Consider the following 24,914-nt stretch of genomic DNA (forward strand, 5'->3'; position numbering starts at 1 on the left):
AGGAATCGTTGCACCGCTCACACCGCCTGCTGAGAGGCGGTGAGCCGCAGGTCGATCCAGACGTCGCTCTCGCCGTCGAGCACATACCGTTCGATCTCCACGAAGCCGCGCGCCACCGCGAACCGCAGCCCCTCCTCGTTGGCGGCCGGCACGCACGTCTCGACCGTCGCGGCGCCGAGCACGCGCGCGTGCGCGAGGCCTTGCTGGTACAGGGCGGAGCCGTGGCCGCGACGGCGGTACGCGGGCAGCACGCGCGCGATGACCGTCGCCACCCGCTCCTCGCCCTGAGGCGGACGCACGGTCGAGCAGCCGACGAGGACGTCGCCGACGTAGGCGTTCTCCAGGTGGTACCGCCGCGCACGCGCGCGTACCTCGTCGAGGGAGAGGGCGGCCGGCGGCACGATCGTGTTGTGGACGTGCCGCCACTGCCGGAGCATGGCCTCGCCGGCCACGGGCGCTGTTCGAAGATCCGTCACCCGGACAGGGAAACGCGGCCCCCCGCGTGCGTCAACGCGTGAGCGGCCGGCGTGCGCACACCTCGATCTCGATCCTCATCCGGGGGTCGGCCAGCCCGCACACCATCATCGTCGCCGCCGGCCGCACCTCCCCGAAGCAGCGGCGCAGCACCGGCCAGCACGGCTCGAAGTCGTCCCGCTCCGGCAGCAGGTAGCGCACCCGCACGACGTCCGCGAACCCGCAGCCCGCCTCCGCGAGCGCGGCCCCGATGTTCCGCAGACACTGCTCGGCCTGCTCGACCACGTCGTCCGCGATGGTCATCGTCGTGTAGTCGTAGCCGGTCGTCCCCGACACGTGCACCCAGTCGCCGTCGACGACGGCCCGGGCGTAGCCGATCCGCTCCTCGAACAGGGATCCGCTGAGGATGGCACGTCGCTCACTCATGCCCGGACCGTAGGCGGACCAGCGCGGATACGTCCAATACGCATCCACGTGTCATCTGATACCTCTGGAGATATGGAGCGCCCGGAACTGCCCCTCGCCCAACTGCACGCCTTCGTCGTCCTCGCCGAGGAACTCCACTTCGGCCGGGCCGCCGACCGCCTCGGCATCGCCCAGCCGCCGCTCAGCCAGCAGATCCGGCGCCTGGAGGACAAGGTCGGCCACCCCCTGTTCACGCGGGACCCGGGCGGGACCGCGCTCACCCCGGCCGGACGGCAACTGCTGCCCGCCGCCCGCCGCGCCCTCACCGGCCTCGCGGACGGACTCGCCGCGGCCAGGGCCGCCGGTGACGGCCGCACCGGCCGGCTCCGCCTGGGCTTCGCCGCCTCGCTCGCCCTCACCGTGCTGCCGGAGCTGCTCCGCGCCCACCGGGAGCGGTTCCCGGGTGTCCACCTGGACCTCCGCGAGATGACGACCGCCCCGCAACTGACCGCCCTGCGCGAGGGCTCCATCGACGTCGGTCTCCTGCGCGAGCCGCCCGCGCGGGACCCGGATCTGACGTTCACCCCGCTCCTGACCGAGCCGCTCGTCGTCGTCCTCCCCGCCTCCCACCCGCTGGCCGCCGGCCCCACCGTGGCCCTCGCGGACCTCCGGGACGCCCCCTTCGTCCTGCTCCCCCGCGAGACCGGCCCCGGCCTGCACGACCGCATCACCGCCGTGTGCGCCGACGCCGGCTTCACCCCGCGGGTCGCCCAGGAGGCCGTCGAGTGGGTGACGGTCTGCGCCCTGGTGGAGAGCGGCCTGGGCGTGTCCCTCGCCCCGGCCGGCATCCGCCGCGTCCGCCTGGAGGGCGTCGCCTTCCGGCCTCTCGACCAGCCCACCGCCCACACCACAGTGGCCCTCGCCCGGCGCACGGAGGACCGGAACCCGCTGGTCACCCATGTGCTGGCAACCGTCCCCGGACTCGCCTTGGGTCCCTCATGACGCTGCCGGACCGGCCGATCGGCGCACGACATCGTGGAGTGGCCAGAGTGGCCAGGCGTTTACCACAAGAATCGCCCACTCGTTCGACAATTCTGCCCCGTTCGCGCGTATGAGCTGCTTCTGCCTGGTTCGATGCTCTCCTCCGGCTTCGGCACCTAGCGTCAGCGGCGTACTTCGGAAAGGAGGTCATTCGCTCCCCGGCCGCACGGCCGTCGAATGACCAGCCCCAGTCATCACGATCCATCGGGCATCTCGGTCCCGCGGACGGCAACAAGATCGTGCGGTTCCCCAGCCAGGTCATCGTGGCGAAGGCCACCGGGCGCGGCTCCTACGCCCGCACCACCCCCGACCGGTACGGCTTTCCCCGCCTGCTGCGATCCCGTGCCAAGCGGCACTTCGGATACGCCACCGGAGATCTTGTGCGTGCCGTCGTGCCGTCGGGCAAGTGGGCGGGGACATGGACCGGCCGCATCTCGGTTCGCGCAAGGGGACAGCACAGTCTCATGACGCGGAAGGGTCGTCTCCAAGTCACCCACCGCTGTCTGGACCTTCTGCAACGGGGCGACGGGTACGGCTATGGCGTCCGAAGTGAGGTGCCCCGGTAAACATCTCAGAAAAGGGGTTGAACCGGGCGGAGAGCGCTTCTTAAAGTGGCTTCACTTCTGAAGGGAGGTGATTCGGTAGATGTATGCATACCGGACGGAAGAGGTGACTGCGGGCTAGCAGCCCGTCGTCGTACTCGGTTCGGCGCCGGACCCGCGTGTGTGAGATGCACGCAGCCGGCCAATTCCACGCAGTCACCCGACCCGCGAGTCGCCGGTACGTCCGGCCGGCCCCTCCTCCGGAGGGCCAGACTCGCGGGTCGCCTGCGTTTCCGGCGGTGGTGGAGTGTCTCGGTCACGCGTGTCGGTCACGCGGAGCGGTTCGGCCCCGCGTGACGTGTGGGCTTGCTGTGCTCAGTGGGCGATGTCCGCGTAGCCCTCGATCTCGCGGGGGCTGCGGGAGCCGGGGCCGATGTAGCGGGCGGAGGGGCGGACCAGGCGGCCGGTGCGCTTCTGTTCCAGGATGTGCGCCGACCAGCCGGCGGTGCGGGCGCAGGTGAACATCGAGGTGAACATGTGCGCCGGGACCTCGGCGAAGTCGAGGACGATGGCCGCCCAGAACTCGACGTTCGTGGCGAGGACGCGGTCGGGGCGGCGGTTGTGGAGCTCCTCCAGGGCGGCCTTCTCCAGGGCTTCGGCGATCTCGAAGCGGGGGGCGCCCAGCTCGCGGACCGTGCGGCGCAGGACGCGGGCGCGGGGGTCCTCGGCGCGGTAGACGCGGTGGCCGAAGCCCATGAGGCGCTCGCCGCGGTCCAGGGCCTGCTTGACGTAGGCCTCGGCGTCCCCGGTGCGTTCGATCTCCTCGATCATGTTGAGGACGCGGGAGGGGGCGCCACCGTGCAGCGGGCCGGACATGGCTCCCACGGCGCCGGAGAGGGCGGCGGCGACGTCGGCGCCGGTGGAGGCGATGACGCGGGCCGTGAAGGTGGAGGCGTTCATGCCGTGCTCGGCGGCGGAGGTCCAGTAGGCGTCGACGGCGGCGACGTGCTTGGGGTCGGGCTCGCCGCGCCAGCGGATCATGAAGCGTTCGACGACGGACCGGGCCTTGTCGATCTCGCGCTGCGGGACCATGGGCCGGCCCTGGCCGCGGGCGGACTGGGCGACGTAGGACAGGGCCATGACGGCGGCGCGGGCGAGGTCCTCGCGGGCCTGCTCGGCGTCGATGTCGAGGAGGGGCTTGAGGCCCCAGACGGGCGCGAGCATGGCGAGGGCGGACTGGACGTCGACGCGGATGTCGCCGGAGTGGACGGGGATGGGGAACGGCTCGGCGGGCGGCAGGCCGGGGTTGAAGGCGCCGTCGACGAGCAGGCCCCAGACGTTGCCGAAGGAGACGTGGCCGACCAGTTCCTCGATGTCGACGCCCCGGTACCGGAGTGCGCCGCCCTCCTTGTCCGGTTCGGCGATCTCCGTCTCGAACGCGACGACTCCTTCGAGTCCGGGTACGAAGTCGGACATCAGGCGGCTCCTCGTGATGTGTGCGACGGGTGGTGGGGCGGGGGTGGTGCGACGGGTGGTGCGAGGGGTGGTGCGACGGTTGTGGTGACTGGCTGAGTGTGACCGGTGTGCCGGTGGTTCCGCGGTCCGGGGACTCGCGGTCCTGGGCGGTCACCCCTTTTGATGCCCCGTGCGGCCGGCGGTCACCCGACCGGGCCGGTATCAGCACCATATCCCTGAGTGCCATGTTTGGGGAGTCCTCGCGGCACTCAGTGCCACCCTGGGTTTCGGTGCGTCGGTACGGCAAGATGACCGCGTGACCCCCGCAGACGCCGCTTCCCCCGATCCCGCCTCGATGCGCAAGCAGTACCGGGCCGAGGGCCTCGCCGAGTCCGGCCTGGCCGCGACGCCCCTGGAGCAGTTCGCGCGCTGGTTCAAGCAGGCCGCGGCGGAGGCCCACCTGTTCGAGCCGAACGCCATGGTGGTCTCCACGGCGGACGGCGAAGGGCGGCCCAGCTCCCGCACGGTGCTGCTGAAGCACTTCGACGAGCAGGGCTTCGTCTTCTACACCAACTACGACTCCCGCAAGGGCCGCGACCTCGCGGAGAACCCGTACGTCTCGTTGCTCTTTCCGTGGCACGCGATGGCCCGGCAGGTCATCGTGCGGGGGGTGGCCCGGCGCACCGGCCGGGACGAGACGGCCGCGTACTTCCGGACCCGGCCGCACGGCTCGCAGCTGGGCGCGTGGGCCAGCGCCCAGTCCTCGGTGATCGCCGGCCGCGCCGAGCTCGACGCCTCCTACGCCGAGCTGGAGGCCCGCTATCCCGAGGGCGAGCAGGTGCCGGTGCCGCCGCACTGGGGCGGTTTCCGGGTGGCGCCGCAGTCCGTGGAGTTCTGGCAGGGGCGGGAGAACCGGCTGCACGACCGGCTGCGGTACGTGGCGCGGGCGGACGGCAGCTGGCGGGTGGAGCGGCTGAGCCCCTGAGCCCCTGAGCCGGGTCCCTGGGCCGGACCCCTGGGCCGGACCCCTGGGCCGGAGCGGCGTGTTCCGCCGGTCCGCCGGTCCGCCGGGCGGACCACGGGGCTTTGCGCAGGGGTGCGGCGCCCGTCAGCCGAGCGTCTGCTCCAGCAGCGCCGCCCACTGCGCCACCACCCGCTCGCGGCGCGCCGCGTCGTCGGTGAGGAGGTTGGCGAGGCCCAGGCCGCGGGCCATGTCGAGCAGGCCCTGGACGGTTTCGCGGGTGCCGGGCCGGGACTCGTCGGCGCCGAGCAGGTCGACGGCTATGCGGTGGGTCTCGCGGCCGACGCGGGCCTCCAGTTCGGTCACGCGCGGGCGGAGCTGTTCTTCGTCGGCGGCGGCCACCCACAGGTGCAGGGCGGCGCGGAAGAGGGGGCCGGTGTAGAGGTCGACCAGGGCCGTCACCACCGCGCGCCGGTCGCCGGACGCGCCCTGCGGGAACAGGGCGCGCAGGGCGAGGGAGCGTTCCTCCGCGACGTACTCGACGGCGGCGGTGAACAGGTCCTCGCGGGTGGGGAAGTGGTGCTGGGCGGCGCCCCGGGAGACGCCCGCCCGTTCGGCGACGACGGAGACCGTGGAGCCCGCCCAGCCGTGTTCGGCGAGGCAGGCCACGGCGGCTTCCAGGAGCCGCTGCCGGGTGGCCCGGCTGCGGTCCTGCTTGGGGGCGCGGTCGCGGTCGACTGCGGTCACAGCACCCATGAGGGATCCCGTCGTTCGAGGAAGGCCGTCATCCCCTCGCGGGCCTGCGCGGAGGAGAACAGGCGGGCCGAGAGCGCGGTCAGGGCGGCCGCGTCCCGGTCGAATGCCTCCAGCACCCTAGCCGTGAGCAGTCGTTTCGTCTCGGCCAGGCCCTGCGGCGCGGATCTGCGCAGACCGTCCAGGACGGGTTCCAGGACGGCGTCGACGTCGTCGCCGGTCGCGGTGAGCAGGCCGATGCGGGCGGCTTCCGCGGCGTCGAAGCGCTCGCCGGTGAGGTAGTAGCGGGACAGGGCGCGCGGGTCGGTGCGGGGCAGCAGGGGCAGGGAGATCACGGCGGGGGCGACGCCGATGCGCACCTCCGTGAAGGCGAAGGACGCCCCGGTGGACGCGGCCGTGATGTCGCAGGCGGCGAGCAGGCCGAGGCCGCCGGCCCGGACGTGTCCGGTGACCCGGGCGACGACCGGTGTGGGCAGTTCCACGATCTGCCGCAGCAGGTCCACGAACGCGTCCGGGTCGGGCGGGTCCCGCAGGTCGGCGCCGGCGCAGAAGGTGCCTCCGGTGTGGGTGAGGACGACGGCGCGGACGCCGGGGTCCGCGCCGGCCCGCTTCAGCGCGTCGGCCAGTTCGGCCACGAGCGTGCGGGACAGGGCGTTGCGGGTGTCGGGCGCGTCGAGGCTGAGGGTCTCGGCGCCTCGCGCGCGCGTGCGGCCGATGGGTGACGTCATGTGCGGTCCTCCCTGAGCTGCCGGCGGAGGATCTTCCCGGAGGCGGCGCGCGGCACGGCGTCGACGAAGGTGACGCGGCGGACGCGTTTGTAGGGGGCGACCCGTTCGGCGACGTACAGGGCGACCTCTCCTTCGGTGAGGTCGCCGGCGGTGGGCTGGCGGACCACGTGGGCGTGCGGCACCTCGTTGCCGTCGGTGTCGTAGGCGCCGATGACGGCGGCGTCCGCTATGCCGGGGTGGGTGAGCAGCAGTGCCTCCAGTTCGGCGGGGGCGACCTGGAAGCCCTTGTACTTGATGAGTTCCTTGACGCGGTCGACGACGAAGAGCCAGCCGCCGCCGTCGACGCGGCCGATGTCGCCGGTGTGCAGCCAGCCGTCGGGGTCGATCACGGCGGCGGTGGCGTCGGGGCGGCCGAGGTAGCCCTTCATGACCTGGGGGCCGCGGATGAGGATCTCGCCGGCCTCGCCGACGCCGAGGTCCTTGTCGGGGTCGTCGAGGGAGACGATGCGCATCTCGGTGCCGGCGATGAGTTTGCCGACGGTGCCGGCGGGGGCGTCGCGCATGGCGTCGAGGGGGACGACGTGGGTGCCGGGGGAGAGTTCGGTCATGCCGTAGGCCTGGCCGACGGGCGGCAGGCCCAGGCGGGCCGAGCAGGCGGCGGCGAGGTCGGCGTCGAGGGGGGCGGCCGCGCTGATGACGTGCCGCAGGGAGGACAGGTCGTACCGGGCGACGGCCGGGTGTTTGGCGAGGGCCAGCACGATCGGCGGGGCGACGTACAGGCCGGTGATGCGGTGGTTCTGGATGGCGGCGAGGAACGTCTCCAGGTCGAAGCGGGGCAGGACGACGACGGTGGCGCCGTTGCGGAGGGGGCCGTTCATCAGGGCGGTGAGGCCGTAGATGTGGAAGAAGGGCAGGACGGCGAGGATGCGGTCGCCGGGGCCGGCCGGGATCGCCGGTTCGAGCTGGGCGAGGTTGGTGGCGATCTGCCGGTGGGTGAGCATCACGCCCTTGGGGACGCCGGTGGTGCCGGAGGAGTACGGCAGGGCCGCGACGTCCTCGGCGGGGTCGACGTCGATGCGGGGTTCGGGGGCTGTCGAGGCGAGCATGTCGATGAGGGAGCGGTGGCCGGGGGCGCTGTCGCAGACGAAGATCTCCTGGACGCCGCCGGCGAGTTCGGCGGCCCGGCGGGCCGTCTCCAGCAGGGGGGAGACGGTGACGATCCAGCGGGCGGCCGAGTCGCCGAGCTGTTTGGCGAACTCCTCGGCGGTGGAGAGCGGGTGCGCGGTGGTGACGGTGGCGCCCGCGCGGGTGGCGGCGTAGAACGCGGCGGGGAAGGCGATGGTGTTGGGGCTGTGCAGGGCGAGCACGTCGCCCTTGCCGACACCGGCCTCGGCGAGGGCGGCGGCGATCCGCCGGTGGAAGCGGTCCAGTTGGTCGTACGTGAGGGTGGTGCCGTCGGTGCCGTCGACCAGGGCCGGCTGGTCGCCGAAGCCGGCGGCGTGGCCCAGTACGGCGTCGTGGATGGGGAGTTCTACGGGCGGGACGTCTGCGTACTCGCTGCGGAACATGGCTGGTTCCTCCTCGCGCGACTGGCACCGAACGGTGCCGCTCAGTACGACTTGGGCAGCCCCAGGGTCTGGTGGGAGACGTAGTTCAGGATCATCTCCCGGCTCACCGGGGCGATACGGGCCACGCGGGAGGCCGTGATCAGCCGGGCGAGGCCGAACTCGCGGGTCAGGCCGTTGCCGCCGAGGGTGTGCACGGCCTGGTCGACGGCCTTCACGCAGGCCTCGCCGGCCGCGTACTTGGCCATGTTGGCGGCCTCGCCCGCGCCGATGTCGTCCCCCGCGTCGTACAGGTGGGCCGCCTTCTGCATCATCAGGCGGGCCAGTTCGAGGTCGATGTGGGCCTGCGCCAGGGGGTGGGCGATGGCCTGGTGGGCGCCGATGGGGGTCTTCCAGACGGTGCGGTCGCGGGCGTACGCGACGGCTTTGGCGAGGGCGTGGCGGCCCATGCCGATCGCGAAGGCGGCCGTCATGATCCGCTCGGGGTTGAGGCCGGCGAAGAGCTGGAGCAGGCCCGCGTCCTCTCCCCCACTGCCGAAAGCGTGGGAGGGGCCCCCACCGACGAGTGCCTCTGCTGGCAGCCGTACGTCGTCCAGGACCAGCTCGAACTGCTGCTCCACGCTGTGGAGTTCCATGTCGATGGCGCGGCGGGTGAAGCCCGGCGCGTCGCGCGGGACGATGAACAGGCAGGGCTTGAGCCGGCCGGTGCGGGCGTCCTCGGTGCGGCCGACGATCAGGGTGGCGTCGGCGATGTCGACGCCGGAGACGAACACCTTGCGGCCGGTGAGCAGCCAGCCGGCGCCGTCGCGGCGGGCGGTGGTGGTGATGCGGTGGCTGTTGGAGCCGGCGTCGGGTTCGGTGATGCCGAAGGCCATGATGCGGGTGCCGTCCGCGAGCGCGGGGAGCCACTCCTGTTTCTGGGCTTCCGTGCCGAAGCGGGCGATCACCGTGCCGCAGATCGCCGGGGAGACGATCATCATGAGGAGGGGGTTGCCGGCGGTGCCGAGTTCTTCGAGGACGAGGGAGAGTTCGGTGATGCCGCCGCCTCCGCCGCCGTAGGCCTCCGGCAGGTTGACGCCGATGTAGCCGAGCTTGGCCGCTTCCTGCCAGAGGGCGCGGTTCCCCACGTCGGGGTGGTCCTTGGCGAAGGCCGCGACCGCCTTGCGGAGGGCTTTGTGTTCGTCGGATTCGATGAGGGTGGTCATGGTGGCTCCTTCGGGTGCGGGTCGTAGGGGGCTGGTCGCGCAGTTCCCCGCGCCCCTACGTTTCTTTGACGACCGCCAGCAGCATGCCGACCGTCACTTGCTGTCCCGGCGTCACCGGGAGCTCGGCCAGCTCTCCCGTCACCGGGGCGGAAATGACGTGTTGCATCTTCATCGCTTCGAGCCAGACGATCGGTTCTCCCGCCTGGACACTCGATCCGGTGACGAGGCCGTCCGCGATCTTGACGACGGTGCCGGGCATCGGGGCCAGCAGGGAGCCGGGGGCTCGCTGGGTCTCGGGGGCGGGGAAGCGGGGCAGGGCGGTGAGGGTGGTGGCGTTGACGTGGACCTGGTCGCCGTAGCGCGCCACCCGGTAGCGGCGCCGCAGGCCGTCGGCCTCCAGGACGACCAGGCGCGCGTCGGCGTGCACGATCTGCACGCCCTCCGCGGTCAGGCCGGTGCGCGTGTGCCGGTAGTGGACCTCGTGCTCCTCCCCCGCCATGGCGTACCGCTTGGTCTGCGGCTGTGAGGGCAGGTTGCGCCAGCCGCCGAGGCGGGGGCCGGGTCCGGTGCCGGTGTGCGCGTCGGCGAGCGCGGCGGCGAGGGGGGCGTACGGGTCGGGGGCCGGTGCGGTCAGGGCGGGCAGGTGGCGGTCGTAGAAGCCGGTGTCCATGCGGGCCGCGGCGAACTCCTCGTGGCGCAGGGAGCGGACGAGCAGGTCGCGGTTGGTGACCGGGCCGTGGATCGCCGCCCGTTCCAGGGCTCCGGCGAGTGCGCGGGCCGCCTCCGCGCGGGTGGGGGCGTGGGCGACGACCTTGGCGAGGAGGGGGTCGTAGTGGACGCCGATCTCGTCGCCGTCGTCGTAGCCGGTGTCCAGGCGGACGCCGTCGGGGACGGCCAGGTGGTGGAGGGTGCCCGTCTGGGGGGTCCAGCCGTTCGCCGGGTCCTCGGCGTAGAGGCGGGCCTCGATGGCGTGGCCCCGCGCGCGTGGGGGGTGGCCGGCGAGGGCGCGGCCCTCGGCGACGCGGATCTGCTCGGCGACCAGGTCGACGCCGAACACAGCTTCCGTGACGGGGTGTTCGACCTGGAGGCGGGTGTTCATCTCCAGGAAGTGGGCGGTGTCGCCGGCCACCAGGAACTCGACCGTGCCCGCGCCGACGTAGTCGACGGCGCGGGCGGCGCGCACGGCGAGCGCGTTCACCTCTTCGGTGAGCTTCTCGGAGAGCGCGGGCGCCGGCGCCTCCTCGATCACCTTCTGGTGGCGGCGCTGGAGGGAGCAGTCGCGGGTGCCGAGGGCCCAGACGGTGCCGTGGGTGTCGGCGAGCACCTGCACCTCCACATGGCGGCCGTTCTCCACATAGGGCTCGACGAACACCTCGCCGTCGCCGAAGGCGCTCGCGGCCTCGGCGCGCGCGGCCTCCAGCGCGGCGCCCAGGTCCTCCAGGCGGCGTACGACGCGCATGCCGCGCCCGCCGCCGCCCGCGGCGGCCTTCACCAGCACCGGCAGGTCGGCGTCGGACACCTCGTCCGCGCGCAGGGGGGCGAGTCCCATGAGGGCCTTGGCGCGCGTCTTGGACGCCATCGCCTCGATCGCCTCGGGCGGCGGCCCGATCCAGACCAGGCCGGCGTCCCGTACGGCGCGGGCGAAGGCGGCGTTCTCGGAGAGGAAGCCGTAGCCGGGGTGCACGGCGTCCGCGCCGGCCGCGACGGCCGCCTTCACGATCAGGTCGGCGCGCAGGTAGGTGTCGGCGGGCGCCGCTCCCGGCAGCCGTACCGCCGTGTCGGCCACGCGCGCGTGGAGGGCGCCTTCGTCGGCGTCCGAGTGCACCGCGACCGTGCGGATCCCCAGCTCACGGCAGGTGCGGAAGACGCGGCAGGCGATCTCGCCCCGGTTCGCGACAAGTACGGAGGTAATCACTGGGCCTCACATCCGGAAGACGCCGAAGCCGCCGCGCGCGCCCTCGCAGGGCGCGGTGTGGACGGCCGACAGGCACAGGCCGAGGACGGTGCGGGTGTCGCGCGGGTCGATGACGCCGTCGTCGTACAGCCGCCCGGACAGGAACATCGGCAGGGACTCGGACTCGATCTGCTGCTCGACCATCGCGCGCAGGGCGGCGTCGGCCTCGTCGTCGTAGGGCCGGCCCTTGGCGGTGGCCGACTGGCGGGCGACGATCGACAGGACGCCGGCGAGCTGCTGCGGGCCCATGACGGCCGACTTGGCGCTGGGCCAGGCGAACAGGAAGCGGGGGTCGTAGGCGCGGCCGCACATGCCGTAGTGGCCGGCGCCGTAGGAGGCGCCCATGAGGACGGACAGGTGCGGGACCTTCGAGTTGGACACCGCGTTGATCATCATCGCGCCGTGTTTGATGATGCCGCCCTGTTCGTACTCCCTGCCGACCATGTAGCCGGTGGTGTTGTGCAGGAAGAGCAGGGGGATGTCGCGCTGGTTGGCGAGCTGGATGAACTGGGCGGCCTTCTGGGACTCGGCGCCGAAGAGCACGCCCTGGGCGTTCGCCAGGATGCCGACGGGGTAGCCGTGGAGGGCCGCCCAGCCGGTGACCAGGCTCGTCCCGTACAGCGGTTTGAACTCGTCGAAGTCGGAGGCGTCGACGATCCGGGCGATCACCTCGCGCGGGTCGAAGGGCACCTTCAGATCACTGGGGACGATGCCGAGCAGTTCTTCGGGGTCGTACTTGGGGGGCTCGGCCGGTCCCGGGTCCTGGTACGCCTTGCGGTGGTTGAGGCGGGCGACCACGCGCCGCGCCTGGCGCAGGGCGTCCCGTTCGTCGACGGCGAAGTGGTCGGCGAGGCCGGACACGCGCGCGTGCATCTCCGCGCCGCCCAGGGACTCGTCGTCGCTCTCCTCGCCGGTGGCCATCTTCACCAGCGGCGGGCCGCCGAGGAACACCTTGGCCCGCTCCTTGACCATGATCACGTGGTCGGACATGCCGGGGACGTACGCGCCGCCGGCGGTGGAGTTGCCGAAGACGACCGCGACGGTCGGGATGCCGGCCGCCGACAGCCGGGTGAGGTCCCGGAAGATCGCGCCGCCGGGGATGAAGATCTCCTTCTGCGAGGGCAGGTCGGCGCCGCCGGACTCCACCAGGCTGATGCAGGGCAGCCGGTTGGCGAGCGCGATGTCGTTGGCGCGCAGGGCCTTCTTCAGCGACCAGGGGTTGCTGGCGCCGCCGCGCACGGTGGGGTCGTTGGCGGTGATCAGGCATTCCACGCCCTCGACGGTCCCGATGCCGGTGACGAGCGAGGCGCCGACGGTGTACTCGCTGCCCCAGGCGGCCAGCGGCGACAGCTCCAGGAAGGGGGTGTCGGGGTCGAGGAGCAGCTCGATGCGCTCCCGGGCGAGCAGCTTGCCGCGCGCGCGGTGGCGGGCCACGTACTTCTCGCCGCCGCCCGCCAGCGCCTTGGCGTGCTCGGTGTCGAGGTCGGCGAGCTTGGCGAGCATGGCCTCGCGGTTCGCGCGGTGGTCGGGGCCGTTGGGGTCCAGCTCCGACGGCAGGACGGTCACAGCAGGACCTCCGGGATGTCCAGGTGGCGGGAGCGCAGCCATTCGCCGAGGGCCTTGGCCTGCGGGTCGAAGCGGTGCTGGGAGGCGACGCCATCGCCGAGGAGTCCCTCGACGACGAAGTTCAGGGCGCGCAGGGCGGGCAGGGTGTGCCGGGTGACGGTCAGCTCGCGGCTCTCCGGGATCAGTTCGCGGAAGCGGTCCACGGTCAGGGCGTGGGCGAGCCACCGCCAGGCCTGATCCGACCGCGCCCAGACGCCCACGTTGGCGTCGCCGCCCTTGTCGCCGCTGCGGGCGCCGGCGACCAGGCCGAGGGGGGCGCGGCGGACGGGACCGGCGGGCAGCGGCTCGGGCAGGGGCGGCTCCGGCAGGTCGGCGAGGGCGAGGGCGTCGGGGGGCGGCGGCACGGGGACGCGGCGCCCGTCGTCGAGCACGGCCACATGTCCGACCTCGCCCTGCGGCACGTACGCGGCCTCGAACACGCCGTACGGCGCGCCCTTGCCGGGCGGGGCGAGCACATGGAAGCCGGGGTAGCTGCCCAGCGCCAGCTCGACCGCCGCGCCGCTGAGCGCCCGTCCGACGACGGCCTGGTCGGGGTCGCGCACGACGAGCCGGAGCAGGGCGCTCGCGGTCTCCTCGGTGCCGGCGTCGGGCCGGTCGGTGCGGACCCGCTCCCAGCGCACGTCGGCGGCCTTGGCGAGCGCCGGCTCCAGTTGCTCGCGGACCAGGGCGGCCTTGGCCTCGACGTCGAGGCCGGTGAGGACGAAGACGACCTCGTTGCGGAAGCCGCCGAGGCGGGTGCGGCCGACCTTGAGCGTCGGGGGCGGGGGCTCGCCGCGCACGTGGTCGATCCGGACCCGGTCGGGGCCGTCCTGGGTGAGCCGTACGGTGTCCAGGCGGGCGGTGACGTCCGGTCCCGGGTACCGGGCGCCGGCCGTCTCGTACAGCAGTTGGGCGGTGACCGTGCCGACGTCGACGAAACCGCCCGTGCCCGCGTGCTTGGTGATCACGCAGGTGCCGTCCTCGTGCAGTTCGGCGAGGGGGAAGCCGGGGCGGCGGACGTCGCCGTCGCGGAAGAAGGCGTAGTTGCCGCCGGTGGCCTGCGTCCCGCACTCCAGGACGTGCCCGGCGACGACCGCGCCCGCGAGCCGGTCGTACTCCGTGGGGCCCCAGCCGAAGTGGGCAGCGGCGGGACCGGTGACCAGCGCCGCGTCCGTCACCCGCCCGGTGACCACGATGTCGGCGCCCTCGCGCAGACAGGCGGCGATGCCGAAGCCGCCGAGGTAGGCGTGGGCGGTGAGGCTGCCGGGGTGGCCGGGGCCGACGTCGTCGCCCTCGACGTGGGCGACGCGGACGGGGACGCCGAGACGGTCCGCCAGCGCGCGTACGGCGTCGGCGAGGCCGGCCGGGTTGAGGCCGCCGGCGTTGGTGACGAGGCGGACCCGGCGGTCGTGGGCGAGGCCGAGGCACTCCTCCAGCTGGCGCAGGAAGGTGCGGGCGTAGCCGGCGGCGGGGTCCTTCAGCCGGTCGCGGCCGAGGATCAGCATCGTGAGCTCGGCGAGGTAGTCGCCGGTGAGGACGTCGAGCTCCCCGCCGGTGAGCATCTCGCGCATCGCGTCGAAGCGGTCGCCGTAGAAGCCGGAGGCGTTGCCGATGCGCAGGGTCACTCCGCCTCCCCCTTCGGGGGGCGTCCGCCGCCGGGCGGGCCGGCGAAGGCCTGGGCGATGTCCAGCCAGCGGTCGGCGTCGGGGCCCTCGGCGCGCAGGTCGAGGTCGGTGCGGTGGGCGCGCTGGGTGACCAGGAGGCAGAAGTCGAGGGCGGGTCCGGTGACGCGCTGCGCGGCGTCCTCGGGGCCGTAGGTCCACCGGTCGCCGGAGGGGGCGACGAGTTTCACGTGAAACGGCTCGGTGGGGGCGGGGAGCCCGTGGACGCCGTACGCGAAGTCGCGGGTGCGGACCCCGAGGAAGGCGATGTGCCGGATCCGGTCGGTGGGGGTGCGCGGGACGCCGAGCGCGTCGGAGACGTCCAGGCTGTGCGCCCAGGTCTCCATCAGGCGGGCGGTGGCCAGGGAGGCGGTCGACATGGGCGGCCCGTACCAGGGGAAACGGGCGCCGGGCGGGGCCTCGCGCAGGGCCCGGTCGAGGGCGGTCCGTCCGTCTCGCCAGCGGGTGAGCAGTTCGGCGGGCGGGAGGCGGGCGCCGTCCTCCGCTCCGTCGTCCACGAAGGAGTCGGGTGCGGCGAGGGCCTTCTCGACCAGGGTCCGGAAGGCCTCCGGGTCGGTCGCCGCGAGGTGGGCGGAGTGGTCCGTCCAGGCGAGGTGGGCGATCTGATGGGCGATGGTCCAGCCGGGGGCGGGGGTGGCGAGGGCCCACTGCGTGGGGGTCAACTCGGCTACCAGGCGGTCGAGTTCGTCGCTTTCGGCGCGTAGGTCGTCGAGGACGGGCGTCGGGTCGGCCATGGGGAGGAGCATGGCAGCGGGGGTAGAAACAAGCAAGCATGCTTGCATGGATTTATGGGGTGGGCCGACGCCGCCCTTCGCCCTCGGGTGGGATGCCGTACGACAGGGGGACCGCCGCCGGTTCACCGTCTGTGGAACCGCAAGCCGCGCCCCAGGCCGACTCAGGCCTCCGGGGCCGGCGGGACCGGGGGCTTGCCCCGGCCCACCTGGGTGCGTACCGCGCCCATGCTCGCCGCGATGACGAGGGCGATCGCGGCCGCCTCCATGGCGGACAGGGCCTGGTCGAGGACGAGGAAGCCGGCCGCGGCCGCGAGGGCGGGCTCCAGGCTCATGAGGATCGCGAACGTGGAGGCGGGCAGGCGGCGCAGGGCGAGGAGTTCAAGGGTGTACGGGAGAACGGAGGACAGCAGCGCCACCGCCGCGCCCAGGCCCAGCGTCACCGGGTCGGCCAGTTTCGCGCCCGACTCGGCGATGCCCAGCGGCAGGAAGAGCAGCGCGCCCACCGCCATCGCCAGCGCCAGCCCGTCGGCCTGCGGGAAGCGGCGGCCGGTACGGGCGCTGAACACGATGTACGCCGCCCACATGGCGCCCGCCCCGAGCGCGAACGCGGCCCCCACGAGGTCGAGGTCGCCGAAGCCGCCGCCGCCGAGCAGGAAGACCCCGGCGAGGGCCAGCCCGGCCCAGACCAGGTTGACCGCCCGGCGTGAGGCCAGCACGGAGAGGGCGAGGGGGCCGAGGACCTCCAGGGTGACGGCCAGGCCGAGCGGAATGCGGGCGACGGCCTGGTAGAAGAGGCCGTTCATCCCGGCCATGGCGATGCCGAAGGCGACGACCGTGCCCCAGTCGGCCCGCGTGTGCCCGCGCAGGCGGGGCCGGCAGACCAGCAGGAGCACGACGGCCGCGACCACCAGTCGGAGGGTCACCACCCCCAGCGCGCCCGCCCTCGGCATCAGCATCACCGCGAGCGCCCCGCCGAACTGCACGGAGACGCCTCCGGCGAGCACGAGGCCGACCGGCCCGAGCGAGCCGAGGCGGCCCGGGCCGCCCACCTCGTCGACGGCGGAGGCCGGCCGGGTGGGGGTCGCGGTGTCGGGGGTGCTCACGGGCGGTCCTGGGGGTTCGGCGCTGAGAGAAATGTGCAGCCTGATGTACTGCCGAGTCCAGGGTAATGGACCTGCGTCAGGTGTGTGAAGCGCTTATGCCAATGTCCCAGGATACGGGGATACGGTCAGCGCCCCGCCCAGGGCTCCTCGTCGCGGAAGAGGGGGCGGCCGTCGTCGAGGACGGTCGGGATCCCCTCGGGCGGAACGTACTCGTAGTGCTCGTGGACCTGGTACGCGTACGGGGCGGCCTGCTGAGGGATGAGCTGTGTCGCCTGCCGGGCCATCTGCTGGGGCAGCGGGTGGGTGACCTGCTGAGCCATCTGCTGAGGGAGCGGGTGGGTGACCTGCTGAGCCATCTGCTGAGGGAGCAGGTGGGTGACCTGCTGAGCCATCTGCTGAGGAATCAGCTGAGTGACCTGCTGAGCCATCTCCTGGGGCAGCAGCTGGGCGACCTGCTGAGCCATCTCCTGCGCGGCCTGCTCATACATCTGCTGGGGCACCTGCTGCGGCATCTGCTGGTGGGCGTGGGCGGCGGCCGCGTAGTCGTACGCCGGCTGCTGCGGTGCCTGTGCGTCGAACAGCGGCAGCCGCAGCTCTCCCGTGTCCATCACGGCGTTGTTCTGCGAGCGGTGCAGCCGCGCGTACGCGCCTCCCCGGGCCAGCAGCTCGTCGTGCCGGCCGGTCTCCACGATGCGGCCGTGGTCGATCACGAGGATGCGGTCGGCGTCGGGGGCCAGGTTGAGGTCGTGGGTGATCATGATCGTCGTGCGGCCCGTCATCAGGCGGCGCAGGGGCTTGACCACCCGGCGCGCGGCCATCGCGTCCAGGCCGGTCGTCGGCTCGTCGAGGACCAGGACCGGCGCGTCGCGCAGGATCGCCCGTGCGATGGCGAGGCGTTGCATCTGGCCGCCGGAGAGCCGGGCCGAGTTGGGGTCGACCCTGGTGTCGTAGCCTTCGGGCAGCTTCTGGATGAAGTCGTGCGCGTCGGCCGCCCGGGCCGCCTCCACGATGGCCTGCTCGCTGGCGCCGGGCCGGCCGCAGGCGATGTTCGCGCGGACGGTGTCGTGCAGGACGAGGGTCTCCTGGGGCAGGAGCGTGATGTACTCGCGCAGCCGGGCCAGCGGGAAGTCCCGCAGAGGGACGCCGTCGAGGCGGACCGTGCCGGAGTCGGGGTCGTAGAAGCGGAGCAGCATCTTGGAGACCGTGGACTTGCCCGCGCCGCTGGGGCCGGTCACGATCACCAGCTCGCCGGGGTGGACGGTGAAGGAGAGGTCGCGCAGGGCGACGGCGTCCGTGCCCGGATAGCCGAAGGACACGTCCGTCAGCTCGACACGGCCGTCCGGGCGGCCGGTGTCCGTGCCGCGCCGGGGGTCGCTGACCGAGGGCCGTACGTCCAGGATCTCGATCAGCCGCTCGGCGCCCGCGGTGGCCGCCGTGATCGTGAGGCCGAGCTGGGCCAGACCCCGCACGGGCGGGTAGAGGTAGCCGAGGAAGGCGGAGAAGGCGAGCAGCTGGCCGAGGGTCATCCGGCCGGTGGAGATCTCCCAGGCGCCGATGCCGATGACGGCGAGCACGCAGATCGTCTCGATGACCGCCACAAGCTGTTCGTACGCCTCGTTCAGCCGGGTCGAGCGGACGGACGCCCGGAACCAGGCGGTCGCCTCCTCGTGCAGCCGCCTCCGCTCGGCGTCGCGCCGGTCGTAGGCCTGGGTGAGGACGATGTTGCCGAGCGACTCCTCGACCACGGAGGTGATCGCACCGTCGGCGACCCGGCCCTCGCGCGCGACCGATTTGATGGAGCCGGAGAAACGGCGGGCCGCCAGCCAGAACAGGGGCGCGAGGATGAAGGTGGCCGCGGCCAGGTCCCAGCGCAGCCAGAAGGCGGCGGCCGAGTAGAAAAGGGCGCTGAAGAGGGCCGAGCCGGCGCCGACCAGCCCGGACACGACCATCGTCTCGATGGCCTCGACATCGCCGGTCAGGCGGGACAGCAGATCGCCTTGGCGGTGGTTCTGGAAGAAGTGCGGCGGCAGCCGCTGGACATGGTCGAAGACCTGCTCGCGCAGCCGCATCACGAACCGTTCGGTGGTCCAGGCGGCGAGCGAGTTGCCCGCGTACGCGATGATCGCGCCGACGGTCGCCACGACCAGCCACTGGCCCGCGGGCTTCCAGAACGCGGCCAGTGAGCCCTTCTGGAGGGCGTTGTCGGTGAGCTCGCTGAAGAGCAGGATGGCGGCGGTCTCGGCGAGCGCGGCCAGCACCGTGCAGACCCAGACCACCGTCAGGCGTCCGCGCAGCCCCTTCGTCAGCGGCCAGAAGCGGCGGAAGGCGACGCGGGCGGGAATGGTGGGCGTTTCGTACTCGTATTCATCGTCATCCACGCCGCATTCCCCTTGCCCGAACAGGGATCAATTTCCCTGGTTCACGAATTCACGCAGAAATGAGGGTCGGCTGTGCACGGCCGACCCCCATTCACGGCTTCACGACCGAATTATCAGTCGCGGCCGGCGATCGGCTTGGGAAGCGGCTTCTTGGCGGCCTTCTTGGGCTGCGGCGGGGGCGGGAGCTGCTTCGTCTTGGGCTTCGGCAGGGGAGCAAGCTTCTTGAGGCTCATTCCAACTCCTTGGATTGCGCTGTACCTGAGAGGTTTGTCGGCGAGGAAATCCCCGAACCGACGTCACAGAACCTACACGCCTGTGTTGCAGTTCAGCGGTAAAAAAGGCAAAGCAGCGCTGTGAATACCCTTGGAAAACCTGGGGATTGGGTCAGCAGCCGCTCCTTCCGTCATGTTTCCGTCATCTCTCGCCGCCGCTCCTTCCGTCATGTTTCCGTCATCTCTCGCCGCCGCTTCTTCCGTCATGTTTCCGTCATCTCCCGTCGCCGACCGGTCTCCCCTCGTCGGACGGTCCCCCGCCCTGAGGCAGTGCCTGCGCGAGGACCTCCGCGAGATGGCGCCCGCGCACCCCCGCCAGTTGCTCCAGCTGGGTCCGGCAGGAGAAGCCGTCCGCCAGCACGACCGCCCCCTCGGGCGCCCGGCGCACCGCGGGCAGCAGTTGCTCCTCCGCGCAGGCCTTCGACACCTCGAAGTGGCCCCGCTCGAAGCCGAAGTTCCCGGCGAGGCCGCAGCAGCCGCCGCTCAGGTCACCGGTGAGGCCGGCGGCCTCGCGCAGACGCCGGTCGGCGCTGTCGCCGAGGACCGCGTGCTGGTGGCAGTGGGTCTGGCCGGCCACCGGACGGTCCAGGCGGGGCGGTCTCCAGTCGGGGGCGTGGCGTTCCAGCACCTCCGCGAAGGTCAGGACGCGGGCGGCGAGACGGGCCGCGCGCGGGTCGTCGTGCAGCAGCTCCGGCAGATCGCCGCGGAGCGCCGCCGCGCAGCTCGGCTCCAGCACGACCACGGGTACGTCCGTCTCCAGGACCGGGGCCATGAGGTCGAGCGTGCGGCGCAGGACCGCGCGGGCGCGGTCGAGCTGGCCCGTGGAGACGTACGTCAGGCCGCAGCAGACCCGGCTGCGGCGGGCCGTGAGCAGGGCGGCCGCGGATCTGGACCGCCCGTCCCCGACCGGCCGTCCGCGCATCCGCAGGGTCGGCGGCAGCGCGACCCGCAGGCCCGCCGCCTCCAGTACGGCGACGGCCGCCCGGCCCACGGACGGTGCGAGGTACTCGGTGAAGGTGTCCGGCCACAGGACCACCAGGTCGCCGCCGGTGCCGGGGGCGGCCTCCCGCTCCCGCGACGCGCCTCCGGCACCGGGGGCGGCCTCCCACCCCCGCGACGCGCCTCCGGCACCGGGGTCGGCCTCCCGCTCCCGCGACGCGCCGTTGCCGGGGACCGGCGCCCTCCTGCGCCACCACCGGCTGAACGTCTCCCGGGCCAGCCGCGGGATCCGCCGCTCCGGCGCGATCCCGCCCGCCCTCTTCATGAGCAGGGCGAACGGCCGCAGGGAGGCGAGCGCGTTGACGACTCCCGCCGTGCCCGTACGGGCCACCGCGCGCAGCCACTGCGGCAGCCGGCCCATGCTGTAGTGGGCGGCGGGGCGGCGGCGGCCTGCGTAGTGGTGGTGCAGGAACTCCGCCTTGTAGGTGGCCATGTCGACGCCGACCGGGCAGTCGGAGCGGCAGCCCTTGCAGGACAGGCACAGGTCGAGGGCGTCGCGGACCTCCGTGGAGCGCCAGCCGTCGGTGACCGGCCCGCCCGCGAGCATCTCGTGCAGCAGGCGGGCCCGGCCGCGCGTGGAGTGCTGCTCCTCACCGGTGACCCGGAACGACGGGCACATCACGGCCGGCCCCGTCGCCGTCGTCGTACGGCACTTGGCGACGCCGACGCAGCGGCGGACCGCGGCGGAGAAGTCGCCCCGGTCGCCGGGGTAGCCGAAGGCGACGTCGACGGGCTCGCGGGGCAGGACGGCGAAGCGGAGGTTGGCGTCGAGGGGCTCGGGGCGCACCAGCATGCCCGGGTTGAGCAGGTCGTCCGGGTCCCAGACGGCCTTCGCCCGCTCGAAGAGGCGGACCAGGTCCTCGCCGTACATCCTCGGCAGGAGTTCGGCGCGGGCCTGTCCGTCGCCGTGCTCGCCGGAGAGGGAGCCGCCGTGGGCGGTGACGAGGTCCGCGAGCTCCTCGGAGAAGCGGCGGAAGCGGCCGACGCCCGCCTCGGTGAGCAGGTCGAAATCGATGCGGACGTGGATGCAGCCGTCCCCGAAGTGGCCGTAGGGCGTGCCGCGCAGGCCGTGGGAGGTCAGCAGGGCGCGGAAGTCCCGCAGGTAGGCGCCGAGCCGGGCGGGCGGGACCGCGCAGTCCTCCCAGCCGGGCCAGGCCTCGGAGCCGTCCGGCATGCGGGTCGCCGTGCCGCTGGCGTCCTCCCGGACGCGCCACAGGACGCGCTGTGCCGCCGGGTCGGTCACGACGGCCGCGTCGACGACGTCCGCCGCGCGCACGATCGTCTCGGCACGCGCGCGTGCCTCGGCCGCCGACTCCCCGCCCGTCTCCACGAACAGCCAGGCCGCGCCGCGCGGCAGACCCACCGCGTCGGGCACCAGGTCGGCCGCCATCCCCTCGACGGTCAGCGGCCGGTGCGGCAGCAGCCCGGCCGCGGCGTCGGCGGCGGCGCCCTCGTCGGCGTACCCCAGCACCGCCAGCGCACGCGCGCGGGGCGCCTCGACGAGGTCGACGACCGCTTCCGTGAGCACGGCCAGCGTGCCCTCCGAACCGCAGAGGGAGCGGGCGACGTCGGCGCCCCGCTCCGGCAGCAGCGCGTCCAGCGCGTACCCGGAGATGCGGCGGGGCAGGTCGGGGAAGCCGGTGCGCAGCCGGGCCAGCTCGCCCTCCACGAGGTCCCGCAGCCCGTCCGGCGCGCCCGCCCAGCCCCGGCCGGGCCGCAGCCGCTCGCCGCGCGCGGTGACGACGGACAGCTCCCGCACGTTGTCCGCGGTCGTCCCCCAGGCCACCGAGTGGGAGCCGCAGGAGTTGTTGCCGATCATGCCGCCGAGCGTGCAGCGGCTGTGGGTGGACGGGTCGGGGCCGAAGCGGAGGCCGTGCGGGGCGGCGGCCTCCTGGAGCCGGTCCAGCACCAGCCCCGGTTGGACGACGGCCGTCCGGGTGACGGGATCGAGGGCGACGAGCCGGTTCATGTACCGCGTGAAGTCCAGCACCACGCCCGTGCCCGTCGCCTGCCCCGCGATCGACGTGCCCCCGCCGCGCGCCACGACCGGCACACCGCGCGTCCGGCACACCTCCAGCACCGCCGCCACGTCCTCCGCGTCGCGCGGCGCGACCACGCCCAGCGGCACCCGCCGGTAGTTGGACGCGTCCATGGTGACCAGCGCGCGGGAGGTGACGTCGAAGCCGACGTCACCGCGGACGGCCCTGCGCAGTTCACCCTCGAGATCCCCGGGATCGGTCATGGGTCCAGCATGCACCTCGTCACTGACAGTGACGAAGGCTTCCGCCTCGCGAAGGACCGCCTCGTACATCCGTACAGGTTCGGAGGCCGGGAATCCCGTCTCATCGGACGGGACACGTTTCCGTAGGGTTTCGCCCAGGGGATACGCTCCGCCTCGTGGCTGAGATCCAGATTCCTGCTGACATCAAGCCCGCCGACGGTCGATTCGGCGCGGGCCCCTCCAAGGTGCGGGTGGAGGCGCTGGACGCCCTGGCCGCCACCGGCACGTCCCTCCTCGGCACCTCCCACCGCCAGGCCCCGGTCAAGAACCTGGTCGGCCAGGTCCGGGAAGGCATCCGCGAGCTGTTCCAGCTCCCCGAGGGCTACGAGGTCATCCTCGGCAACGGCGGCTCCACCGCCTTCTGGGACGTCGCGACGCACGGCCTGATCGAGAACAAGTCGCAGCACCTGAACTTCGGCGAGTTCTCCTCCAAGTTCGCCAAGGCCGCCAAGCTGGCGCCGTGGCTCGCCGAGCCCACCGTGATCGCCTCCGACCCGGGCACGCACCCCGAGCCGGCGGCCGAGGCGGGCGTCGACGTCTACGCCTTCACGCACAACGAGACCTCCACCGGTGTCGCCGCCCCGCTGAAGCGCGTCGAGGGCGCCGACGAGGGCGCGCTGGTCCTGGTGGACGCCACCTCCGGCGCCGGCGGCCTCCCGGTCGACATCGCCGAGACGGACGTCTACTACTTCGCCCCGCAGAAGTCCTTCGCCTCCGACGGCGGCCTGTGGATCGGCGTGTTCTCCCCCGCCGCCATCGAGCGCGCGGAGCGGATCCACGCGTCCGGCCGCCACATCCCGGAGTTCTTCTCCCTCCCCACGGCGATCGACAACTCCCGCAAGAACCAGACGTACAACACCCCGGCGCTGGCCACCCTCTTCCTGCTCAACCAGCAGCTGGAGTGGATCAACGGCCAGGGCGGCCTGGACTGGTCGGTCCGCCGCACCGCGACCTCCGCCCGCACGCTCTACGGCTGGGCCGAGGACGTCAAGTACGCCAACCCGTTCGTGACCGACCCCGCCAAGCGCTCCCAGGTCATCGGCACGATCGACTTCTCCGACGAGGTGGACGCGGCGGCCGTCGCCAAGGTCCTGCGCGCCAACGGCATCGTCGACACCGAGCCCTACCGCAAGCTCGGCCGCAACCAGCTCCGCGTCGCCATGTTCCCGGCGATCGACCCGACGGACGTCGAGGCGCTGACCAAGTGCATCGACTACGTCATCGAGAAGCTGTAGTCACGGCCTGAACGACAGCGAGGGGCGCCCGGCGGATCTTCCGCCGGGCGCCTTCGTGTCGTTGACGCACTCCCGCCTCGTCCGTCAGCCCGTCAGACGGCGGGAGCTCCCGCTCCGGGGCACATCTCCAACGAGCCCTGCCGCTGGTGCTGGGCCACCGGCTGCCCGGGCGCGGCGCCCACGGTGGCACCGCAGACCGGGCAGTTGCCTTCGGCCATCCCCGGGTCGAACCGGGCGCCGGGGCGGTCGTGCGTGCATCCCATATCGAGCTCCTCACATCATGTGGATGGTGCTGACAGGTGGTGCTGTGCTGCTCCCTGCACGGCCAAGACCCGGACGGGCAGGAAGGGTCTAGATCTTCCGCACGTACGCCCTCGCGCCGTTGTGGAAGTACACGGTTGCCCCCTGACTGGTTCGGCCGTCGCGAGTGGACCAGCGCTCGATCCGTGCGATCTCCGGAGACTCTGCCCGGCCGATCGCCGCCGTGAGCCAGCCCTCGGGGTTGTCGCCCGGCGTTGCGTCCGTCCAGGCTGCCGGAGCGGCCTCAACAGGCTGCTCCGCGTGGTCGTGGCGCTCGCCGTCGGCGAGTTGGCCCACGATCTGCCAGCGAGACTCGCCATCGCCGGTGGTGACCGCGACCCCGAAGGGGTGCTTGGCGTCACCGGCCTCGGCCAGGGTCTGTACCTGGACGGTTCCGGGGGTGTTCTTCAAGGTGTCGATCACGAAGGCCTGGAACCGTTCCGGTCGCATATCGATCATTCCTCTCTTGGCGGGCGGGGCCGCGCCAGTCTAGGAGCGGTCGGCACGCGACGCGCCGGTGGCCTTCGGCACCCGCCCCAAGCTCCATCCGTCCTGGGTAAGGGCCCGGGAGCCGGCGCCCCGGCCCCTCCGTCCCAGGACCGCCGTCCGGGACGGGAGGGGTATTCGGCGTGCACCCCTGGCCCTGCGGCTGCCATGGGGCCGGCCCCGCGCGCCGGAACAGGACGGCCGGTCTTCAGCAGGAGAGGCGAAGCCTCCTGTCGGCACAACAGCGTTGGATACGCTTCCTGGCGGAGAGGACCTGGCCGTACGGCGGGCTTCCGTCGCTGTCCTCGATCGCCTGGTCACAGGCCGGGCACACCGTGACACCAGCCAGCGCGTCGTAGTGGTCACGCAGCCCGACGACGGACCGTGCGAGTTGCTTGACGCGCTCGACTTCACCGTTCAGCCCGGGGCGTTCCGGGACACGGAGGAGCCGGCGGGCCTCGCCGACCTCGGCCTGTGCGGCCCTCGCCTGCGCGTCGCCCTCGGCACGTCCGTCGGTCAGTTGCTCGATCCGCGGAATCAACTGCTCCAGGTGGGTGCTGAAGTCCTCGCCGAACAGCTTCACGGTCTGGTGGCGCGGCAGTGTCTCCTGAACCAGGAACCAGGTGGCTGCGGCACGCATCGTGGGACTGGTCAGCGGCGGGGCGTTTCTCTTGGAGCTTGTGGCGTTCAACGGACCACTGCCAGACGGCACCTCGGGCAGGCACACGGCGGGAAGTCGTTGCTCAGCACTACGGG

The 24,914-nt window shown here is 72.9% G+C and carries 20 protein-coding genes; 3 read left to right on the plus strand and 17 right to left on the minus strand.

Annotation, left to right across the window (positions count from 1 at the left end):
• Nucleotides 1–17: 17 nt before the first annotated feature.
• Together ACFV9M_RS05970 and ACFV9M_RS05975 are read right to left on the minus strand one after the other, a co-directional pair.
• Nucleotides 18–476: a GNAT family N-acetyltransferase gene (locus tag ACFV9M_RS05970; RefSeq protein ID WP_385070823.1), complete on the minus strand. Its 459-nt coding sequence runs from the start codon at nucleotides 474–476 to the stop codon at nucleotides 18–20.
• Nucleotides 477–507: 31 nt separating this feature from the next.
• Nucleotides 508–900, minus strand: coding sequence for a RidA family protein (locus ACFV9M_RS05975; protein ID WP_385070820.1), 393 nt, complete (start codon nucleotides 898–900; stop codon nucleotides 508–510).
• A 72-nt stretch (nucleotides 901–972) separates the two neighbouring features.
• Here ACFV9M_RS05975 and ACFV9M_RS05980 point away from each other — a divergent pair, with 72 nt between their 5' ends.
• Nucleotides 973–1,881: a LysR family transcriptional regulator gene (locus ACFV9M_RS05980; RefSeq protein ID WP_385070818.1), complete on the plus strand. Its 909-nt coding sequence runs from the start codon at nucleotides 973–975 to the stop codon at nucleotides 1,879–1,881.
• Nucleotides 1,882–2,837: 956 nt separating this feature from the next.
• Here the strand turns inward: ACFV9M_RS05980 and ACFV9M_RS05985 are convergent.
• Complete coding sequence (locus ACFV9M_RS05985) at nucleotides 2,838–3,938, minus strand: citrate synthase 2 (RefSeq protein WP_385070815.1); 1,101 nt, start codon at nucleotides 3,936–3,938, stop codon at nucleotides 2,838–2,840.
• A 334-nt stretch (nucleotides 3,939–4,272) separates the two neighbouring features.
• On the opposite strand from ACFV9M_RS05985, the gene pdxH reads away from it, so the two are divergent.
• Nucleotides 4,273–4,902 carry a pyridoxamine 5'-phosphate oxidase gene (pdxH, locus tag ACFV9M_RS05990; protein WP_385070890.1) on the plus strand — a complete coding sequence of 210 codons (630 nt, stop codon included), beginning with the start codon at nucleotides 4,273–4,275 and terminating at the stop codon, nucleotides 4,900–4,902.
• Between the two features lie 123 nt (nucleotides 4,903–5,025).
• Here the strand turns inward: pdxH and ACFV9M_RS05995 are convergent, their stop codons facing one another.
• The 11 genes from ACFV9M_RS05995 to ACFV9M_RS06045 all read right to left on the minus strand — a co-directional run bounded on the left by ACFV9M_RS05995 (nucleotide 5,026) and on the right by ACFV9M_RS06045 (nucleotide 22,098).
• Nucleotides 5,026–5,634: a TetR/AcrR family transcriptional regulator gene (locus ACFV9M_RS05995; protein WP_385070812.1), complete on the minus strand. Its 609-nt coding sequence runs from the start codon at nucleotides 5,632–5,634 to the stop codon at nucleotides 5,026–5,028.
• Nucleotides 5,622–6,359 (minus strand): enoyl-CoA hydratase family protein, encoded by a 738-nt coding sequence (locus ACFV9M_RS06000; RefSeq protein WP_385070809.1) that lies wholly within the window; start codon nucleotides 6,357–6,359, stop codon nucleotides 5,622–5,624. Before ACFV9M_RS06000 ends, ACFV9M_RS05995 begins: the two co-directional genes overlap by 13 nt.
• The gene (locus ACFV9M_RS06005; RefSeq protein WP_385070806.1) at nucleotides 6,356–7,927 is read right to left on the minus strand and encodes a 4-coumarate--CoA ligase family protein; all 1,572 of its coding nucleotides are present in this window, start codon (nucleotides 7,925–7,927) and stop codon (nucleotides 6,356–6,358) included. Before ACFV9M_RS06005 ends, ACFV9M_RS06000 begins: the two co-directional genes overlap by 4 nt.
• Nucleotides 7,928–7,968: 41 nt before the next feature.
• Entirely contained in the window at nucleotides 7,969–9,129 is a 1,161-nt protein-coding gene (locus ACFV9M_RS06010; RefSeq protein ID WP_385070803.1) for an acyl-CoA dehydrogenase family protein, read from the minus strand.
• A gap of 55 nt (nucleotides 9,130–9,184) precedes the next feature.
• The gene (locus tag ACFV9M_RS06015) at nucleotides 9,185–11,044 is read right to left on the minus strand and encodes a biotin carboxylase N-terminal domain-containing protein (RefSeq protein WP_385070800.1); all 1,860 of its coding nucleotides are present in this window, start codon (nucleotides 11,042–11,044) and stop codon (nucleotides 9,185–9,187) included.
• Nucleotides 11,045–11,050: 6 nt separating this feature from the next.
• A complete protein-coding gene (locus ACFV9M_RS06020; RefSeq protein ID WP_385070797.1) occupies nucleotides 11,051–12,649 on the minus strand; it encodes an acyl-CoA carboxylase subunit beta in 1,599 nt (532 codons plus the stop codon).
• Nucleotides 12,646–14,313 carry an acyclic terpene utilization AtuA family protein gene (locus ACFV9M_RS06025; protein ID WP_385070794.1) on the minus strand — a complete coding sequence of 556 codons (1,668 nt, stop codon included), beginning with the start codon at nucleotides 14,311–14,313 and terminating at the stop codon, nucleotides 12,646–12,648. The genes ACFV9M_RS06020 and ACFV9M_RS06025 overlap by 4 nt, the downstream gene beginning before the upstream one ends.
• A complete protein-coding gene (locus ACFV9M_RS06030; RefSeq protein ID WP_385070792.1) occupies nucleotides 14,310–15,104 on the minus strand; it encodes a TIGR03084 family metal-binding protein in 795 nt (264 codons plus the stop codon). The genes ACFV9M_RS06025 and ACFV9M_RS06030 overlap by 4 nt, the downstream gene beginning before the upstream one ends.
• Before the next feature lie 161 nt (nucleotides 15,105–15,265).
• On the minus strand, nucleotides 15,266–16,207 hold the full coding sequence (locus tag ACFV9M_RS06035; protein WP_385070789.1) for a DMT family transporter: 942 nt from the start codon (nucleotides 16,205–16,207) through the stop codon (nucleotides 15,266–15,268).
• Nucleotides 16,208–16,332: 125 nt separating this feature from the next.
• Nucleotides 16,333–18,585: an ABC transporter transmembrane domain-containing protein gene (locus ACFV9M_RS06040; protein ID WP_385070786.1), complete on the minus strand. Its 2,253-nt coding sequence runs from the start codon at nucleotides 18,583–18,585 to the stop codon at nucleotides 16,333–16,335.
• A 486-nt stretch (nucleotides 18,586–19,071) separates the two neighbouring features.
• Nucleotides 19,072–22,098, minus strand: a complete 3,027-nt coding sequence (locus ACFV9M_RS06045) for an FAD-binding and (Fe-S)-binding domain-containing protein (RefSeq protein WP_385070783.1) — start codon at nucleotides 22,096–22,098, stop codon at nucleotides 19,072–19,074.
• Between the two features lie 155 nt (nucleotides 22,099–22,253).
• Here ACFV9M_RS06045 and serC point away from each other — a divergent pair, with 155 nt between their 5' ends.
• Nucleotides 22,254–23,372, plus strand: a complete 1,119-nt coding sequence (serC, locus tag ACFV9M_RS06050; RefSeq protein WP_385070781.1) for a phosphoserine transaminase — start codon at nucleotides 22,254–22,256, stop codon at nucleotides 23,370–23,372.
• Between the two features lie 92 nt (nucleotides 23,373–23,464).
• Here the strand turns inward: serC and ACFV9M_RS06055 are convergent, their stop codons facing one another.
• From ACFV9M_RS06055 to ACFV9M_RS06065, 3 genes are all read right to left on the minus strand, one after another.
• Nucleotides 23,465–23,635: a hypothetical protein gene (locus ACFV9M_RS06055; RefSeq protein ID WP_385070778.1), complete on the minus strand. Its 171-nt coding sequence runs from the start codon at nucleotides 23,633–23,635 to the stop codon at nucleotides 23,465–23,467.
• A gap of 88 nt (nucleotides 23,636–23,723) precedes the next feature.
• Nucleotides 23,724–24,122, minus strand: a complete 399-nt coding sequence (locus tag ACFV9M_RS06060; protein WP_385070776.1) for a hypothetical protein — start codon at nucleotides 24,120–24,122, stop codon at nucleotides 23,724–23,726.
• 244 nt (nucleotides 24,123–24,366) lie between these two features.
• Nucleotides 24,367–24,798 (minus strand): DUF6415 family natural product biosynthesis protein, encoded by a 432-nt coding sequence (locus ACFV9M_RS06065; RefSeq protein WP_385070774.1) that lies wholly within the window; start codon nucleotides 24,796–24,798, stop codon nucleotides 24,367–24,369.
• Nucleotides 24,799–24,914: the final 116 nt, after the last annotated feature.

Source organism: Streptomyces sp. NPDC059895 (assembly GCF_042731035.1).
Lineage (GTDB): Bacteria > Actinomycetota > Actinomycetes > Streptomycetales > Streptomycetaceae > Streptomyces.

What these genes read in the sequence shown, in the direction of transcription:
- ACFV9M_RS05975 (WP_385070820.1), bottom strand. Translation starts at nt 900, where the DNA reads ATGAGTGAGCGACGTGCCATCCTCAGCGGATCCCTGTTCGAGGAGCGG.
- ACFV9M_RS05980 (WP_385070818.1), top strand. Translation starts at nt 973, where the DNA reads ATGGAGCGCCCGGAACTGCCCCTCGCCCAACTGCACGCCTTCGTCGTC.
- ACFV9M_RS05985 (WP_385070815.1), bottom strand. Translation starts at nt 3,938, where the DNA reads ATGTCCGACTTCGTACCCGGACTCGAAGGAGTCGTCGCGTTCGAGACG.
- pdxH (WP_385070890.1), top strand. Translation starts at nt 4,273, where the DNA reads ATGCGCAAGCAGTACCGGGCCGAGGGCCTCGCCGAGTCCGGCCTGGCC.
- ACFV9M_RS05995 (WP_385070812.1), bottom strand. Translation starts at nt 5,634, where the DNA reads ATGGGTGCTGTGACCGCAGTCGACCGCGACCGCGCCCCCAAGCAGGAC.
- ACFV9M_RS06000 (WP_385070809.1), bottom strand. Translation starts at nt 6,359, where the DNA reads ATGACGTCACCCATCGGCCGCACGCGCGCGCGAGGCGCCGAGACCCTC.
- ACFV9M_RS06005 (WP_385070806.1), bottom strand. Translation starts at nt 7,927, where the DNA reads ATGTTCCGCAGCGAGTACGCAGACGTCCCGCCCGTAGAACTCCCCATC.
- ACFV9M_RS06010 (WP_385070803.1), bottom strand. Translation starts at nt 9,129, where the DNA reads ATGACCACCCTCATCGAATCCGACGAACACAAAGCCCTCCGCAAGGCG.
- ACFV9M_RS06030 (WP_385070792.1), bottom strand. Translation starts at nt 15,104, where the DNA reads ATGGCCGACCCGACGCCCGTCCTCGACGACCTACGCGCCGAAAGCGAC.
- ACFV9M_RS06045 (WP_385070783.1), bottom strand. Translation starts at nt 22,098, where the DNA reads ATGACCGATCCCGGGGATCTCGAGGGTGAACTGCGCAGGGCCGTCCGC.
- ACFV9M_RS06055 (WP_385070778.1), bottom strand. Translation starts at nt 23,635, where the DNA reads ATGGGATGCACGCACGACCGCCCCGGCGCCCGGTTCGACCCGGGGATG.
- ACFV9M_RS06060 (WP_385070776.1), bottom strand. Translation starts at nt 24,122, where the DNA reads ATGCGACCGGAACGGTTCCAGGCCTTCGTGATCGACACCTTGAAGAAC.
- ACFV9M_RS06065 (WP_385070774.1), bottom strand. Translation starts at nt 24,798, where the DNA reads ATGCGTGCCGCAGCCACCTGGTTCCTGGTTCAGGAGACACTGCCGCGC.